The organism is Pseudomonas sp. KNUC1026 (assembly GCF_021650705.1).
Taxonomy (GTDB): domain Bacteria; phylum Pseudomonadota; class Gammaproteobacteria; order Pseudomonadales; family Pseudomonadaceae; genus Aquipseudomonas.
Map to the genome: position 1 here is coordinate 4,336,953 of NZ_CP087138.1, position 14,367 is coordinate 4,351,319.

Sequence of the window (14,367 nt, forward strand, 5' to 3'; positions counted from 1 at the left end):
AACAAGGGCGGGGATCATCGTCGTAACAGGCTTGGCAACACGCGGGCACTCCTTGGTAGGCAGATTGAATACGAGTGGCTCGGGCCAGCATTTAGCCTTGTTCGAGGCAGTAGTGCTGGATCAGTTCACGCAATAGACGCACGGTAGGCTGCAAACGTGACATTTCGAGATATTCCCCGGGTTGGTGCGCGCAACGGATGTCGCCTGGGCCCAGCACGAGGGTTTCACAGCCCAGCGCTTGCAGGTACGGCGCTTCGGTGCCGAAAGCCACTGCCTCGGCTGTGTGGCCAGTGAGCCGTTCGGCCACTTTCACCAGTTCGGCATCGGCGCTTTGCTCGAACGGCGGCACCTCGCCGAACAAAGGTTTGTAGTCGATCCTGACCTGATGCCGCTGGGCAAGCGGCTGCAGCTTCTGCTGGATCGCCGCGCGCAAGGCTGCTGGGTCCATGCCGGGCAACGGGCGCAGGTCGAACTCCAGCGCACACTGGCCGCAGATGCGGTTGGGATTATCGCCGCCGTGGATGCAGCCCAGGTTAAGGGTAGGTGACGGCACCCCGAACTGAGGGTTGTTGAACTCCCGTTGCCATTGCTGGCGCAGGCCCATCAGCTCGCCCATCACCGCATGCATGGCCTCCAGGGCACTGTGGCCGAGACTTGGGTCGGAGGAGTGGCCGCTTTGGCCGAGAATGTCGATGCGCTCCATCATCACACCCTTGTGCAGGCGGATCGGTTTGAGCCCGGTCGGCTCGCCGATCACTGCCGCACGCCCCAACGGCCGGCCCGCATCGGCCAGCGCCTTGGCGCCGGACATCGAGCTTTCCTCGTCGCAGGTGGCCAACACGATCAGGGGCTGGCGGAATGGCTGGCTCAGCAGCGGCTGCACGGCTTCGATGATCAACGGGAAAAAGCCCTTCATGTCGCACACGCCCAAACCCAGCCAGCGGTCGCCACTTTCGGTGAGCTTCAGCGGGTCGGTCTGCCACAGGCTCTCGTCGAACGGCACGGTGTCACTGTGCCCGGCCAACACCAGGCCGCCGGGGCCGGTGCCGAAGGTGGCCAGCAAATTGGCCTTGCCCGGCGCCACCTGCTGGATCTCGCAGCGAAAGCCAAGTTCGTGCAGCCAGCCGGCGAGCAAGTCGATGATGGGCTGATTGGGCATGTCGAGCGAGGCCTGTGTACAACTGACCGAGGGCGTTGCGATCAGCGCGGCAAACTGCTCTTTGAGTGTCGGCAATGGCATAGGGCTTCTCCCGGTTTGGCGTTCACTATAGAACCATTGGGCCACTGGAATAAACCGTGGGGTGCCCGGGTGAGTTACACTTGCGCATTCTCTCCGCTTCGACGCAACGCCTTTTACGGCGCCTGGATTCATCCTGCCATGCATAAAGAAACCGAAATCAAACTGCGGGTCAGCCCCGAAACCCTGGCCGCGCTGCGCGAGCATCCGTTGCTGAAAAAGCGCAACAAGAGCGGCTGGTCTCGCCATGAACTGGCCAATCAGTACTTCGACACCGCTGAGCGCGACCTGGCCGGCGCCAGGGTGGCCCTGCGCATCCGCCGCGACGGCGAGCAGATCATCCAGACACTCAAGACCCGCGGCCAGAGCGTTGCCGGGCTCTCCGAGCGCAACGAGTTCAACTGGGATCTGGACAAGCCCAAGCTGGACCTCAAGAAGCTCGACGACCAGTGCTGGCCTGCCGCGCTGGCCGAGCTCGACAAAAAGGCCATCAAGCCAGCCTTCAGCACTGACTTCACCCGTGAAAAAGCCGAGATCGCCTGGGGCCGCGGCAAGGCGAAGGTCGTGATCGAGGCCGCTCTGGACCAAGGCCAGGTCACCGCCGGCAAGCTCAAGGAGCCGATCTGCGAGCTGGAGCTGGAACTGCGCGAGGGCGAGCCGGCAGCGTTGCTGGAGCTGGCCGAAGAGCTGGCGCAAACCCTGGCACTGATGCCGTGTGACATCAGCAAGGCCGAACGCGGCTATCGCCTGTTCGACGCCGGCAGCTATAGCGTGGCTTTGCCGCAGCCAGCGCTGGACGCCGAACAATCGCTGGACGACGCCTTCGCGGCCATCGCCTGGTACCTGCTGGGCAGCAGCCAGCGCCTGGCTGAGCAATACCGGTTCAATGGTCACTGGCGCTTGCTGCAGGATTGGGTTCAGTGCCTGGGCGAACTGCGCGCGGTGCTCGGCAGCCTCGGCCAGGCAGCGCCACGTGCGACAACCCGCGAGCTGCGCGGCGCGTTGGACGCCCTGCTGGAAGACTGGCGCCCGCTGGTGGAAGCAGGCATCGAAGACGAAGACGTTCGCCAGGCCGCACCCGAGCAATTTGCCGAAGAGCTCACCGACCCGCGTTGGGGCCACTTCTCGCTGAGCCTTTCGCGATGGCTGCTGGGCACTGGCTGGAAGGTAGAACGCAACAATCGCGGCGAGAAGCTCGGCACAGTGCCAGTGGCCAACTGGCTGGCCACCTTCCTGGCCGAGGAAGGCAAGGCGTTGCAACTGGACCGTTACCGCCAGCAACCCGAAGACCTGGCCGAGCAACTGCCACGTCTGGAGCGCCTGCTGGTGTGGCTGCATCATGCGCGCAACGTGCTGGACGTCCCGGAGCTGGACCGCGTCTATGGCGAGCTGAGCAAGCTGCACCTGCTGGCCTGCCAGCCACTGACCGAAGAAAGCCGGCCGCAGCGCAGCGAGCACGCTCTGGCAGTCTCGCGCCTGGTCGGCTGGAAGGCGCTGGTCAAAAGCTGAGAAACGACGCTTCGCAGTAATGCTTCGTGACACAGCGGCATTGGCTCAATCATGCCAGCCGCTATGCTTGCCAGTCCCCGGCCATGGATGGCCCTGTGACAAGGCAGCATGCCATGCTCAACTACACCCGCCAGCCCAGCCAGCCCCTGGCGCTCGGCCAACTGCTGGAGCGCCTGCTGGCGCAAGGCCTGGTGAACCCAAGCGATATCCACTCGTTGCTACTGCGCCAGCCGTCAGGGGACACTCGCCACCCCCTTGTGCAATTGGCCGAGTTTCATCTGCCTGACCCTGCCCAGCCTGGGCAACACCTCACACTCGATTGGCTCACTCGCTGGCTGGCCAGAGAAGCGGGCTTGCCCTGGCGGCGAATCGACTCCCAAGCCCTGGATGCTCACCGACTGGCCGGCGTGATGTCGGCGGCGTTTGCCAGGCATCACCAACTGCTGCCGCTGGAAATCGATGCCGAACGGGTGGTGATTGCCAGCGCCGAGCCGTGGGTGGTCGATTGGGAGGCAGACCTGGCCACAGCCACGGGGCTTGAAATCGAAAGGGTGGTGGCCAACCCGCAAGACATCGCGCGGCAGATCGAGGCGTTGTTCAAACTGGCGCGTTCGATGACCGGCGCGTGCGTGGCTCAGGCCCAGCTCGAGCAACTGCAGCGCGCCCCGGAGGCTCAGGACGCACCCATCGTCGATCTGGTCGACTGGCTGCTGAGCCACGCGTTCGAGCAACGCGCCAGCGACATCCACCTCGAACCCCGAGAGGCCGAAGCGCATATCCGCCTGCGCATCGACGGCGCGCTGCGGCCTGTTCACTCGCTTCCTCCTGCGGTGGCACTGGCCATGGCCAGCCGGCTCAAGGGCCTGGCAGGCATGAACCTGGCCGAGCGGCGCAAGCCGCAGGATGGCCGCTATCGGCACATCACCCGTGAAGGCACGGCCGTCGAATTGCGCTTGGCGACATTGCCTACCGCCTATGGCGAAAAGCTGGTGTTGCGGCTGTTCGACGCCAGCGTGCTGACCAAGACCTTCACAGACCTGGGGCTGACCGGCGAGCTGTTGGAACGCTGGCAGCAAGCGATCAGAAAACCCAACGGCATCATCCTGGTTACAGGCCCTGACCGGCTCAGGCAAAACCACCACCCTGTACGCAACGCTGCATGAATTGGCGCACCCGGAAGTGAACATTTCTACCGTCGAGGATCCCGTCGAGCTGGTGCATCCGGCGCTCAACCAGATGCAGGTGCGCCCAGCCATCGACCTGAATTTCGCCAGCGGCCTGCGCGCACTGATGCGGCAAGACCCAGACATCATCATGGTGGGCGAGATACGTGACGAGGAGACCGCGCACATGGCCACGCAGGCGGCGCTTACCGGCCACCTGGTGCTCTCTACCCTGCACACCAACGATGCACCGGGCGCAGTGAGCCGCTTGCGTGAACTGGGCGTAGCGCCTTATCTGATAAGTGCAACGCTGGTCGCAGTGATGGCCCAGCGGCTGGTCCGGCTATTGTGCGATCACTGCAAGCAGGCCCAGCCGTTGGTGGAAGCCCAATGGCAGAGCCTGATACATCCCTGGCGTTGCCGTGCTCCCGAACAGGTTTATCGAGCGATGGGCTGCGAACACTGCAATCAGGGATACAAGGGCCGGCTGGCCATCTATGAACTGATGTCGCCCAATGACACGCTGCGAGAGGCGATCGGCAACAGAGCACCGCTGGGGCAGCTGGCAATGAGTGAAGGCATGCGCCCTTTGAGAGTTGCAGCAGCGCTGCGCCTGGCAGCGGGCCATACGAGCCTTGAGGAAGTCTTGCGGGTAATCAGCACCTAGCGCTGAAATTCAAGCCGGGTCGCTGAACTCAACGCAGAAAAGGCAGATCAAAGCCTGAGTAAATCCACACCTAGGAGTTCAAACATGCGCTGGAAAACCGCTGTCGCCACCGCTGCTCTGCTGTCACTGCCTGTAGGCTCGGCCATGGCCGATACGTTCTGGCGCAACGTCTTGTCCTCGGGCGCAACCACAGGCTCGACTTACCTCACCTTCAAGGACCACAAGATGGTCGTAGCCGCGCAGGACGACGCCGGTAGCTTCGTGGCGAGCGATGGCACCATCCGCGGGCCATTCCTGGAAGCGGCGATGCAGAAGATCCGCACCGACAACCCAGGGATGCAGGCAAGCGACATGGACCTGGCTAACGCGATCCTGGCCAAGAACGCCGTTGCCGACCAGTAACGCGGCCTGACCGGGCCGGGCGATGCGCCCGGCCGCTCTGCCTACTCGCCGATGAGCGCCTTATAGCCAGCGGCGTCGAGCAGCTTTTCGAGCTCAGCTGCATTGGCGGGCTTGAGTTTGAAGAACCACGCGTCGTAGGGCTGTTCATTGACCAGCTCCGGCGAGTTGGCCAGTTCTTCATCGACTGCGATCACCTCACCGGCCACCGGTGCGTAGATATCCGAAGCTGCTTTGACGGATTCGACGACCGACAGGTTGCCGCCAGCTTCGACGGTTTTGCCCACTTCCGGCAATTCGACGAACACGACGTCGCCCAAGGCTTCCTGGGCATGGTCGGAGATACCGACAGTTACGGTGCCATCAGCCTCCAGGCGGGCCCACTCGTGGCTTTCGGCATAGCGCAGGTCGGCGGGGATGTTGCTCATGGGTCACTCCTCAGCAGTTCGGTGGCGTTTCGCCTTGTTTAATGTATTCAGACCAGAATCTTGCCATGGCGCACGAAGGTAGGCTTGACTACCCGTACCGGGAGCCACCTCCCGCGAATTTCCACCTCGGCACGCTCGCCTGTAGCCAATGGCACCCGGGCCAGCGCAATGGACTTGTTCAGCGTAGGTGAGAAACTACCACTGGTAATGGCCCCTTCGCCAACCCCGGCGATACGAACAACCTGCCTGGCCCGCAACACGCCACGCTCCTCCAGCACAAGGCCTACCAGCTTGCCGCAGGGGCCCTGGGCCGCTTCGGCTTCCAGTGCGCTGCGGCCTATGAACTCACGCTCGCGGGGTTGCAGCGCGATGGCCGTTGCAAGGTTGGATGAAAGAGGCGAATGCTCCTCGTCCATGTCTTGCCCGTACAGATTGAGCCCGGCCTCCAGCCGCAAGGTGTCACGCGCGCCCAGGCCGATGGGCGAGATCCCGGCGCCCACCAGCTCGTTGAAGAAGGCCACGGCCTGGTCGGCAGGCAACAGGATTTCCACACCGTCTTCGCCGGTGTAGCCAGTGCAGGCGATAAACCAGTCGCCATCCTGGCAGCCTTCGAACGGGCGCAGTTTACGTATCGAGATCGGCGCGTGCGTGGCTGAGCAGCGACGCCAGGCGCTCGCGGGCACGCGGGCCTTGAATGGCGAAGATCGAAAGATCGAGGCGCTCGGCAAGGCTCACCGCATGCCCGCTGGCACGTTCGCGCAGCCATGCAAGGTCACGCTCGCGGGTTGCGGCATTGACGATCAGCCGATAACCGCTGCCCAACCGGTAGACGACAAGGTCGTCGATCACCCCGCCCGCTTCGTTGAGCATGGCGCTGTACAAGGCCTTGCCGGGGCCGGCGAGGCGGTTTACATCATTGGCCAGCACCTGGCGCAGCCATTGGCTGGCCTCGATGCCGTCGACATCGATGACTGTCATGTGGGAAACATCGAACACGCCGCAATCGCTGCGTACCTGATGGTGCTCTTCGACCTGCGATCCATAATGCAGGGGCATGTCCCAACCGCCAAAATCGACCATCTTGGCCCCTAGGGCCAGGTGCAGGTCATACAAAGGCGTACGCTGTCCCATGGGTGTCTCCTTCCGGGCGTTGCGAAAGGCTCGCGGGCCGAAACGGCCCCTTGTGCCTTTTTTTGCCGCGCATTGTAGCCGCAAGCGGCCAGCGAGGCACCTCAATGCAGCCGCGCGGAGCGGCGAATCAGGCCGATGACCGGCAGCAGCCCCACCAATACCAGCGACAACGCAGGCAACGCGGCGCGCGCCCACTCTCCTTCACTGGTCATTTCAAATACTTCTACTGCCAGCGTGTCCCAGCCAAAGGAGCGCATGAGCAGGGTAGCCGGCATTTCCTTCAGAACGTCGACGAACACCAGCAGGCCAGCGCTCAGGGCGCCGGGTAACAGCAGCGGCAGGTAAACCCGGCGAAGCAGCGGCGCACCGCTCACGCCAAGGCTGCGAGCGGCTTCCGGCAACGACGGTTTGATACGCGACAGTGCATGCTCCAGTGGCCCATGGGCCACTGCCAGAAACCGCACGAGATAGGCCAGCACCAGCGCACCGAGGCTGCCCAATAACCAGGCGCGCCCGGCCAGAGGGATCACCAGTACCCGGTCCAGGTAACTGAACGCGAGCATGATCGAGACCGCCAGCACCGACCCCGGCAGCGCATACCCCAGATTTGCCAGGCCCACCAGGGCGCCCATGCCACGCCCGGGTGTGAGGCGCCGGGCGAAGGCGAGCAGCAAGGCCACTGCGACCGTCACAACGGCAGCCACCGCCCCCAGCGACAGCGTGTGAGCGACCAAGGCCAGATAGCGCTCATCCAGGTCGAACCGCCCGCGCTGCCACACCCACACCAGCAGTTGCAGCAACGGAATAACGAACGCACAGCCAAACACCAGAAGGCACCAGCCGCTGGCCAACAGCGCGCGCCAGCCCCTCAAGCGATACAGCGGCTGAGTACGCACGCGCTCCTGCCCGACGCCGATGTTGCGGCGGGTTGCACGCTCCCCGTAGAGCATCAGCATCACCATCAGCAACAACAGGCTCGCCAGTTGTGCGGCCGTGCTCAGGCTGAAGAAGCCGTACCACGTCTTGTAGATGGCAGTGGTGAAGGTGTCGAAGTTGAAGACCGACACGGCACCGAAATCGGCGAGGGTTTCCATCAGCGCCAGGCCCACGCCTGCGCCGATGGCCGGCCGCGCCATCGGCAGGCCGACGCTGGCGAACGCACGCCACGGAGAATGGCCCAGTGAACGCGCCGCTTCCATCAGCCCTCGCCCTGGGACAGGAATGCTGTGCGCGCCAGCAGGTAGACGTAGGGGTAGAACACCAGCACCAGCACGAGAATCACCCCGCCGGTGGAGCGCACTCGGGGAAAGCGCAGCCCGCTGCCGAACCACTCACGCCAAAGGCTTTGCACAGGGCCTGCGAAGTCGAACAGGCCGACGAAGACAAAGGCCAGCACATAGGCAGGGATCGCGAACGGCAGCATCAAGGCCCAGTCGAGCCAGCGCCTGCCAGGGAATTCGCACAATGCGGTGAGCCACGCCAGGCTCACCCCGAGCACAGTGACACCCACCCCAACGCCCACTACCAGCACCAGCGTGTTACCCAGCAAGCGCGGTAATTGAGTGCTCCAGAGATGAGCCCAGATTTCGTGGTCGATGCTTTGCCAGCTCAAGGCCAGCACGCTCAGCGGTAGCACCACCAGGGCGGCTGCCGCTGCGGCGATCAGCCACCAATGGCTACGCCTGCTTGGTGGCAAGGGTCAGTTCCAGCCCGCGCGGTCCATCATGCGGATGGCCTCGGCCTGGCGGCGGCCGGCAACCTCGACGGGCAATGTGTCGGCCTTGAACGTTCCCCAACTGGCGACCTCAGCCGAAGGCGGCACGGCCGGGTTGGCGGGGAATTCCTGATTGACGCCTGCGAAAATCGCCTGCGCCTCCGGCCCGGTCATCCACTCCACCAGTGCCTTGGCGGCCTCCGGGTGCGGAGCGTAGCGGGTCAGGCCGATACCGGAAAGGTTGACGTGCACGCCTCGGTCAGCCTGGTTCGGCCAGTAAAGCTTCACTGGCATCGACGGGTCTTGCTCGTGCAAGCGCCCGTAGTAGTAGCTGTTGACGATGCCGACGTCGCACTGGCCTGCTGCGATAGCCTGAAGCACTGCGATGTCGTCGGAGAACACATCGGTGGACAGGTTGTTCACCCAGCCCTTGAGAGTTTCTCGGCCTGCTCGGCGCCATGGGTTTCGATCAAGGTGGCGGTGAGCGACTGGTTGTAGACCTTTTTGGCAGTGCGCAGGCACAGCCGCCCTTCCCAGGCCTTGCCTGCCAAGGCCTCATAGGTGGACAGCTCGGCGGGCTGAACGCGCTCGGTGGAGTAGGCGATGGTGCGGGCGCGCAGGCTCAGGCCGGTCCAGGCATGGCTAGCCGCACGGTACTGAGGCGGGATGTTGGCGTCGATCACCTTCGAATCGAACGGCTGCAGGATGCCCATCTGCTCGGCCTGCCAGAGGTTGCCGGCATCGACGGTAAGCAGCAGATCAGCCTTGGCATGCTCGCCTTCGGCCTTGATGCGCTGCATGAGCGGCGCTTCCTTGTCGGTAATGAAGCTGACCTTCACACCCGTGCGCGCCGTGTAGGCGTCGAAGACCGGCTTGATCAGCTCATCGATACGTGAGGAGTACACCACCACCTCGTCGGCGGCCTGGGCCAGCGCAGAACACGCCAGCAGGGCAATGGAAGCCAGAAGACGGGTGCATGCCGACATGGGCAGAGCCTCGCTAGGAAAACGGAGGCCGGATGATAGGCAATCTCATTTTCCCAGACAAAGCTAACCAGTTACCGGATGTTACGGCTTGGCCAACTCCGGCAGGTCGCCACTCAGGCCCAAAGCCTGGCGCACGAACAAAGCCTTGGCATCCGGGAGCGCCTGCACCCATTTGAGCCCAGTGTTACGCAACCAGCGCAGCGGCAGCGAATCGGCCTGGAACAGGCGCTCGAAGCCCTCCATCGCGGCCATCAACGCGAGGTTGTGCGGCATGCGGCGGCGCTCGTAACGCTCCAGCACCTTCACATCCGCCAATCGCTCGCCACGCTGCCGAGCGTGCAGCAACTCTTCGGCCAGCACCGCAGCATCGAGCAGGCCAAGGTTCACCCCCTGGCCTGCCAGCGGGTGGATGGTATGGGCCGCGTCGCCGATCAGCGCCAGGCCCGGCTGCACGTAGCGCTTGGCATGGCGTTGGCGCAGCGGCACGCAGAGCCTGGGATCGGCAGCGAGCACAGGGCCCAGGCGCGCTTCGAAAGCGCGCGAGAGTGCAGCGGCGAAGGCCTGGTCATCCATCGCCATCAGCGCCTGGGCCTGGTCGGGCGTAGTCGACCAGACGATCGAGCTCCAATGCTCGCCCGCAGGGTGCGCCAATGGAAGGAAAGCCAGCGGGCCGTCATCGGCGAAGCGCTGCCAGGCAGTCGCCTGATGCAGGCGTTCAGTGCGCACACTGGTCACGATGGCGTGGTGAAGGTAATCCCACTCGCGGGTCGGGCAGCCGGCCAGGCGGCGCACGGCGGAGTTGGCGCCATCGGCGGCGACCACCAGAGGCGTGCGCACCGCTTGGCCATTGCTCAGGGTAAGCAGCCAGCCATCACCGGAGTGGCGCAGCTGCTCAAGGCGGGCATCCGGTATCAATTTGATATCGCTGCCCAGCAGTTGCTCCAGCAGCGCATCTTGAACCACGCGGTTCTCGACGATATGACCCAGCATCGGGGCATGCACCGACTCGGCGCTGAAATGAATCGAGCCGGTACCGCTGCCGTCCCACACACGCATGTCGGTGTAAGGGCTCACGCGGCGGCTCTGCATGCCGGCCCACGCCCCGAGGCGTTCGAACATTCGCTGGCTGGCGGCCGACAGGGCGCTGACCCGTGGCTCGAAGGCCGCGGCAGGGTCGAACGGCTGTGGCTGTAACGGGCTCGCATCGATCAGCACCACGCTCAAGCCGCTGTTACGCAATGCCAGTGCAAGAGCGCTGCCGACCATGCCCGCGCCGACGATCGTGACCTGGGCGTCTGTCTGCATGCCTGCGTCTCTATCCAATGTGTTCATCCCAGGGCGAACCCTGGCCGAGTGCCCAAGCCCATGGCAAGGCGTGCGAAAGCCTGTTTTGCAGGAGGGAGCAGGTCCAACGCCAACAGGCCCGCACCCCTGGCGCCGGCGAGGCCCCGTGCGGAGCTGGAGAACAGCCGCGTGACCTGATCGGAGAAACCGACCGTGATCAACTGGTCACGGTGCTGCGCTGCCTGCCAGGCCTGGAGGGTCGAGAAGCACCCGGGGGCCTGTTCGCTGGCGGCCAATGCCTGCGCCAGCGCATAAGCATCGCGCAACGACAGGTTGAAGCCTTGCCCGGCGATGGGATGCAAGCTGTGTGCGGCATTACCCAGCACTGCCAGGTGCGGGCGTGCCTGCTCTTGCGCCTCCACCAGGGCCAGTGGATAGGCATGGCGAGCGCCGAGCTGGCGCAGAGCACCCAGGCGATAGCCGAACGCCTGCTGCAACTGGCTGATGAATTCACGTTCGGGCAGGGCCAACAGGCGCTTGGCCTCGGCGGGTTTGCGGGTCCACACCAGCGCACAACGGCCCTCAGGCATCGGCAGCAGCGCCAGTGGGCCATCCCGCGTGAAGCGCTCGAACGCCTGGCCAGCATGGCCTTGGCTGAACGACACGTTGGCGATCAGCGCGGTCTGCTGGTAAGGCGTGGTGGCCACGGCAATACCCAATTGCTCGCGCAAGCCCGAGCGGCCCCCGTCTGCCAGCACCGCCAACCCGCAGATAACCTGCGACTCGTCGTCGAGGGTCAGCCGATAGCCGCTTTCGCAGGCCTCCAGCCGTTCCACCTGCGCCGGGCAGCGCCACTGCACTACGTCTGGGTCGAGTGCCTGCCACAGGCAGTGCCCTAGCCAGGCGTTCTCCACCACATAGCCAAGGGCATGCACGCCCTGCTGGGCCGCGTTGAGCCGTGCTGCGCCGAGCCGGCCCTGCTCGGAGACGTGAATCTGTTCGATGGCCGCGCTGCGCTCACTGATCGCCTGCCAGAGGCCGAGCCGCTCGTAGATCAGCCGCGAGCCATACGCCAGGGCTGAACTGCGTGCGTCGTAACTGGGCTGGTAACTGTCGCCGGGCGCATAAGGCTCGACCATCAGGATCGACCAGCCGCGCGCCTTGGCCTGCGCTTGCAGCAGCAGCGCCAGGCTGGCGCCGACCAACCCGCCGCCGATGATCGCGATATCGAAACGGCTCACTGCGCCCTCCCCTCCGCCATCAAGGCCTCGACTTGCTCGACCGACTTAGGCACGCCGCTGGTGAGGATTTCGCAACCTTGGCGGGTAACCACAACATCGTCCTCGATGCGCACACCGATGCCGCGCCACTTCTTCGCAACGCGGGTGTTGCTGGGTGAGATGTAAATGCCCGGCTCGACCGTCAGCGCCATGCCGGGCTCCAGCACGCGCCACTCACCGCCAACCTTGTATTCGCCTACATCATGCACGTCCATGCCCAACCAGTGGCCGGCGCGGTGCATGTAGAACTCGCGGTGGGCGTCGGCCTCGATCAGCGCATCGACGCTACCTTCCAGCAGCCCAAGGCGTACAAGGCCTTCGGTTATCACGCGCACGGTCGCTTCGTGTGCCTGGTTCCAATGCTTGCCGGGTGCAATCTCGGCGAACGCGGCCTCCTGGGCCGCCAGCACCAGCTCGTAGATCGCCCGTTGCTCGGGAGAAAAACGGCCGCCGACCGGGAATGTGCGGGTGATGTCGCTGGCGTAGCAATCGATCTCGCAGCCGGCGTCGATCAGCACCAGGTCACCATTCTTGAGCGCGGCGTTGTTTTCCTGGTAATGCAGGATGCACGCATTGCGGCCGGCGGCGACGATCGACCCGTATGCCGGCATGCGAGCACCGCCGCGGCGGAATTCGTAATCCAGCTCCGCTTCCAGGCTGTACTCGTGAAGCCCCGGCCGGGCCGCCTGCATGGCACGCACATGCGCGCGGGCGGAGATGGCTGCGGCTTCGCGCATCACTTTCACCTCGGCGGCGGATTTGTACAGGCGCATATCGTGCAGCAAATGGTCGAGCGCAACGAATTCGTTCGGCGGTTGCGCGCCCAGCCTGGCCTTGGCGCGGATGGTGTTGATCCACTCCATCAACCGGCGGTCGAATTCAGGGTTGCTGCCCATTGCCGTATACACACGCTCGCGGCCCTCGATCAGGCCGGGGAGGATGTCGTCGATGTCGGTGATGGGGAATGCATCGTCGGCACCAAAACGCTCGATGGCACCATCCTGGCCGGCGCGCAGGCCATCCCACAGCTCGCGCTCAGGATCGCGCTCGCGGCAGAACAGCACATACTCGCCGTGCTCTCGCCCCGGGATCAAGGCGATCACCGACTCAGGCTCGGGGAAGCCGCTCAGGTACTGGAAGTCGCTGTCCTGGCGATACACATGCTCAACGTCACGGTTGCGGATGGCCACGGCGGCGGCGGGGAGGATGGCGATGCTGTTAGGCACCATCTGTTCCATCAGCGCCTTGCGCCGGCGCGCGTATTCGGGCTTGGGTATCTGAACCATGGGCAGGCGGTGTACTCCCGTCGATCAGTGCAGGGAAGGTTTCGGCTGGGCCGGCTCGGGCTTGGCCAACTCGGTGAACAGCAGCAGCGGCGCCACACGCAGGTATTCCATCACCTCCATGTAGTCGCCCTCGCCGTCTTCGGACTCTTCGAGAGCGTCCTGCACCTGAGCGATGGCGGCAAGATCCTGCAGCACTTCGCGCGCATCGCCGCTCAGGGCCCGGTCGCCGGCGATCAGGCCGAACCCGCCCAGAAAGCCTTGACACCACTGGCCCAGGGCAGCGGCGCGCTCGCGCAACGGGGCGTCGTCATTGGGCAGCAGCAGGACGACGGTGACGTCGTCACCGCTGAGTTCGGTCTTGACCATCTCCAGCAGGCCAAGCAGCGCCTGGCGGATGTTGTCTGCGGGTTCGGCAGCCAGCAGCTCGGCGGCGTCTGCCAGCCAGGCATCTGCCTCGAAGCCTGAACCGGCGCAGCAGCGGCCCAGCAGCAGGCCATGCAACTCGGCGGGCGAAACGGGATGGCCAGCCGCCGAGAGCAGCGTGGCGAAGGCTTGGTAGGGCGAATTGGGGGTCGTCATGGGCAGCTAGGCGCCAGGCAGCGCAATGTCTAGAATGATGGCCCTGTATCCTACACCGGCAGGTAAGCCAAGACCATGACCGGGGCCAAGGTGGAACGCCGTGGCTATCCTCAGGTCTTCATTCGTTCGGACGCCCCATTTTCAGGACTGCCACGCACCCCATGGAACAGAACGACCTGCAAGAATTGATGGACAGGCTCGAACGCCTGATCGACCGCGTCGAGCACCTCAAGCGGCAGAACAGCCAATTGCTTGCGCAAGAGAAGCACTGGCGTGAAGAGCGCGCCCAACTGATCGAGAAGAACGAAATCGCAAGGCGCAAAGTGGAATCGATGATTTCCCGCCTCAAGGCCCTGGAGCAAGATTCATGAGTTCGAGCAATAGCGTGACCGTGCAGATCCTCGACAAAGAGTATTCGATCATGTGCCCGCCTCAGGAGCGCGGCAACCTGCTGGCGGCCGCACGCTACCTGGATGGGAAGATGCGCGAGATCCGCAGCGGCGGCAAAGTGATCGGCGGCGAGCGCATTGCGGTAATGGCCGCATTGAACATTGCCCACGACCTGCTCAACCGCAAGGACAGCCCCGAGTTGCCGGCCAGCGGCGCAACTCGTGATCAGGTGCGCAGCCTGCTCGAGCGCGTCGACCTGGCCCTGGCTCCCGACCAGGAGCCCAAGGGCTGAATCCGGCGGCGCATTGCGATAT

The 14,367-nt window shown here is 64.4% G+C and carries 10 protein-coding genes and 4 pseudogenes; 5 read left to right on the forward strand and 9 right to left on the reverse strand.

Going from position 1 to position 14,367, the window contains the following annotated elements; genetic code table 11:
• Positions 1-91: 91 nt before the first annotated feature.
• Positions 92-1,240: an acetylornithine deacetylase gene (argE, locus tag LN139_RS20440; RefSeq protein WP_236356270.1), complete on the reverse strand. Its 1,149-nt coding sequence runs from the start codon at positions 1,238-1,240 to the stop codon at positions 92-94.
• Between the two features lie 138 nt (positions 1,241-1,378).
• Between argE and LN139_RS20445 the strand changes: the two genes are divergently transcribed.
• The 3 genes and pseudogenes from LN139_RS20445 to LN139_RS20455 all read left to right on the forward strand — a co-directional run bounded on the left by LN139_RS20445 (position 1,379) and on the right by LN139_RS20455 (position 4,978).
• Entirely contained in the window at positions 1,379-2,746 is a 1,368-nt protein-coding gene (locus tag LN139_RS20445) for a CYTH domain-containing protein (protein WP_236356280.1), read from the forward strand.
• A 113-nt stretch (positions 2,747-2,859) separates the two neighbouring features.
• Positions 2,860-4,576, forward strand: a pseudogene (locus tag LN139_RS20450) (GspE/PulE family protein).
• An 84-nt stretch (positions 4,577-4,660) separates the two neighbouring features.
• Entirely contained in the window at positions 4,661-4,978 is a 318-nt protein-coding gene (locus LN139_RS20455; RefSeq protein ID WP_236356285.1) for a DUF2388 domain-containing protein, read from the forward strand.
• Positions 4,979-5,019: 41 nt separating this feature from the next.
• Here the strand turns inward: LN139_RS20455 and gcvH are convergent, their stop codons facing one another.
• The 8 genes and pseudogenes from gcvH to LN139_RS20495 form a co-directional block, all read right to left on the reverse strand.
• A complete protein-coding gene (gene gcvH, locus LN139_RS20460) occupies positions 5,020-5,403 on the reverse strand; it encodes a glycine cleavage system protein GcvH (RefSeq protein WP_236356291.1) in 384 nt (127 codons plus the stop codon).
• A 47-nt stretch (positions 5,404-5,450) separates the two neighbouring features.
• Positions 5,451-6,534 (reverse strand): annotated as a pseudogene (gcvT, locus tag LN139_RS20465) (glycine cleavage system aminomethyltransferase GcvT).
• A gap of 101 nt (positions 6,535-6,635) precedes the next feature.
• Positions 6,636-8,230, reverse strand: a pseudogene (locus LN139_RS20470) (ABC transporter permease).
• A 3-nt stretch (positions 8,231-8,233) separates the two neighbouring features.
• A pseudogene (locus LN139_RS20475) lies at positions 8,234-9,234 on the reverse strand (extracellular solute-binding protein).
• 81 nt (positions 9,235-9,315) lie between these two features.
• The gene (locus LN139_RS20480; protein WP_236356295.1) at positions 9,316-10,539 is read right to left on the reverse strand and encodes a 2-octaprenyl-3-methyl-6-methoxy-1,4-benzoquinol hydroxylase; all 1,224 of its coding nucleotides are present in this window, start codon (positions 10,537-10,539) and stop codon (positions 9,316-9,318) included.
• Positions 10,540-10,562: 23 nt separating this feature from the next.
• Positions 10,563-11,759, reverse strand: a complete 1,197-nt coding sequence (gene ubiH, locus LN139_RS20485; protein ID WP_236356300.1) for a 2-octaprenyl-6-methoxyphenyl hydroxylase — start codon at positions 11,757-11,759, stop codon at positions 10,563-10,565.
• Entirely contained in the window at positions 11,756-13,084 is a 1,329-nt protein-coding gene (gene pepP / locus LN139_RS20490) for a Xaa-Pro aminopeptidase (RefSeq protein ID WP_236356307.1), read from the reverse strand. Before pepP ends, ubiH begins: the two co-directional genes overlap by 4 nt.
• Before the next feature lie 24 nt (positions 13,085-13,108).
• A complete protein-coding gene (locus tag LN139_RS20495) occupies positions 13,109-13,663 on the reverse strand; it encodes a YecA/YgfB family protein (RefSeq protein ID WP_236356311.1) in 555 nt (184 codons plus the stop codon).
• 161 nt (positions 13,664-13,824) lie between these two features.
• On the opposite strand from LN139_RS20495, the gene LN139_RS20500 reads away from it, so the two are divergent.
• Together LN139_RS20500 and LN139_RS20505 are read left to right on the forward strand one after the other, a co-directional pair.
• Positions 13,825-14,034 carry a TIGR02449 family protein gene (locus LN139_RS20500; RefSeq protein ID WP_097088215.1) on the forward strand — a complete coding sequence of 70 codons (210 nt, stop codon included), beginning with the start codon at positions 13,825-13,827 and terminating at the stop codon, positions 14,032-14,034.
• Positions 14,031-14,345 carry a cell division protein ZapA gene (locus tag LN139_RS20505; protein ID WP_236356315.1) on the forward strand — a complete coding sequence of 105 codons (315 nt, stop codon included), beginning with the start codon at positions 14,031-14,033 and terminating at the stop codon, positions 14,343-14,345. Before LN139_RS20500 ends, LN139_RS20505 begins: the two co-directional genes overlap by 4 nt.
• Positions 14,346-14,367: the final 22 nt, after the last annotated feature.

Coding starts and splice junctions, on each gene's coding strand:
- argE (WP_236356270.1), bottom strand. CDS start 1,240: ATGCCATTGCCGACACTCAAAGAGCAGTTTGCCGCGCTGATCGCAACG.
- LN139_RS20445 (WP_236356280.1), top strand. CDS start 1,379: ATGCATAAAGAAACCGAAATCAAACTGCGGGTCAGCCCCGAAACCCTG.
- LN139_RS20455 (WP_236356285.1), top strand. CDS start 4,661: ATGCGCTGGAAAACCGCTGTCGCCACCGCTGCTCTGCTGTCACTGCCT.
- gcvH (WP_236356291.1), bottom strand. CDS start 5,403: ATGAGCAACATCCCCGCCGACCTGCGCTATGCCGAAAGCCACGAGTGG.
- LN139_RS20480 (WP_236356295.1), bottom strand. CDS start 10,539: ATGCAGACAGACGCCCAGGTCACGATCGTCGGCGCGGGCATGGTCGGC.
- pepP (WP_236356307.1), bottom strand. CDS start 13,084: ATGGTTCAGATACCCAAGCCCGAATACGCGCGCCGGCGCAAGGCGCTG.
- LN139_RS20495 (WP_236356311.1), bottom strand. CDS start 13,663: ATGACGACCCCCAATTCGCCCTACCAAGCCTTCGCCACGCTGCTCTCG.
- LN139_RS20500 (WP_097088215.1), top strand. CDS start 13,825: ATGGAACAGAACGACCTGCAAGAATTGATGGACAGGCTCGAACGCCTG.
- LN139_RS20505 (WP_236356315.1), top strand. CDS start 14,031: ATGAGTTCGAGCAATAGCGTGACCGTGCAGATCCTCGACAAAGAGTAT.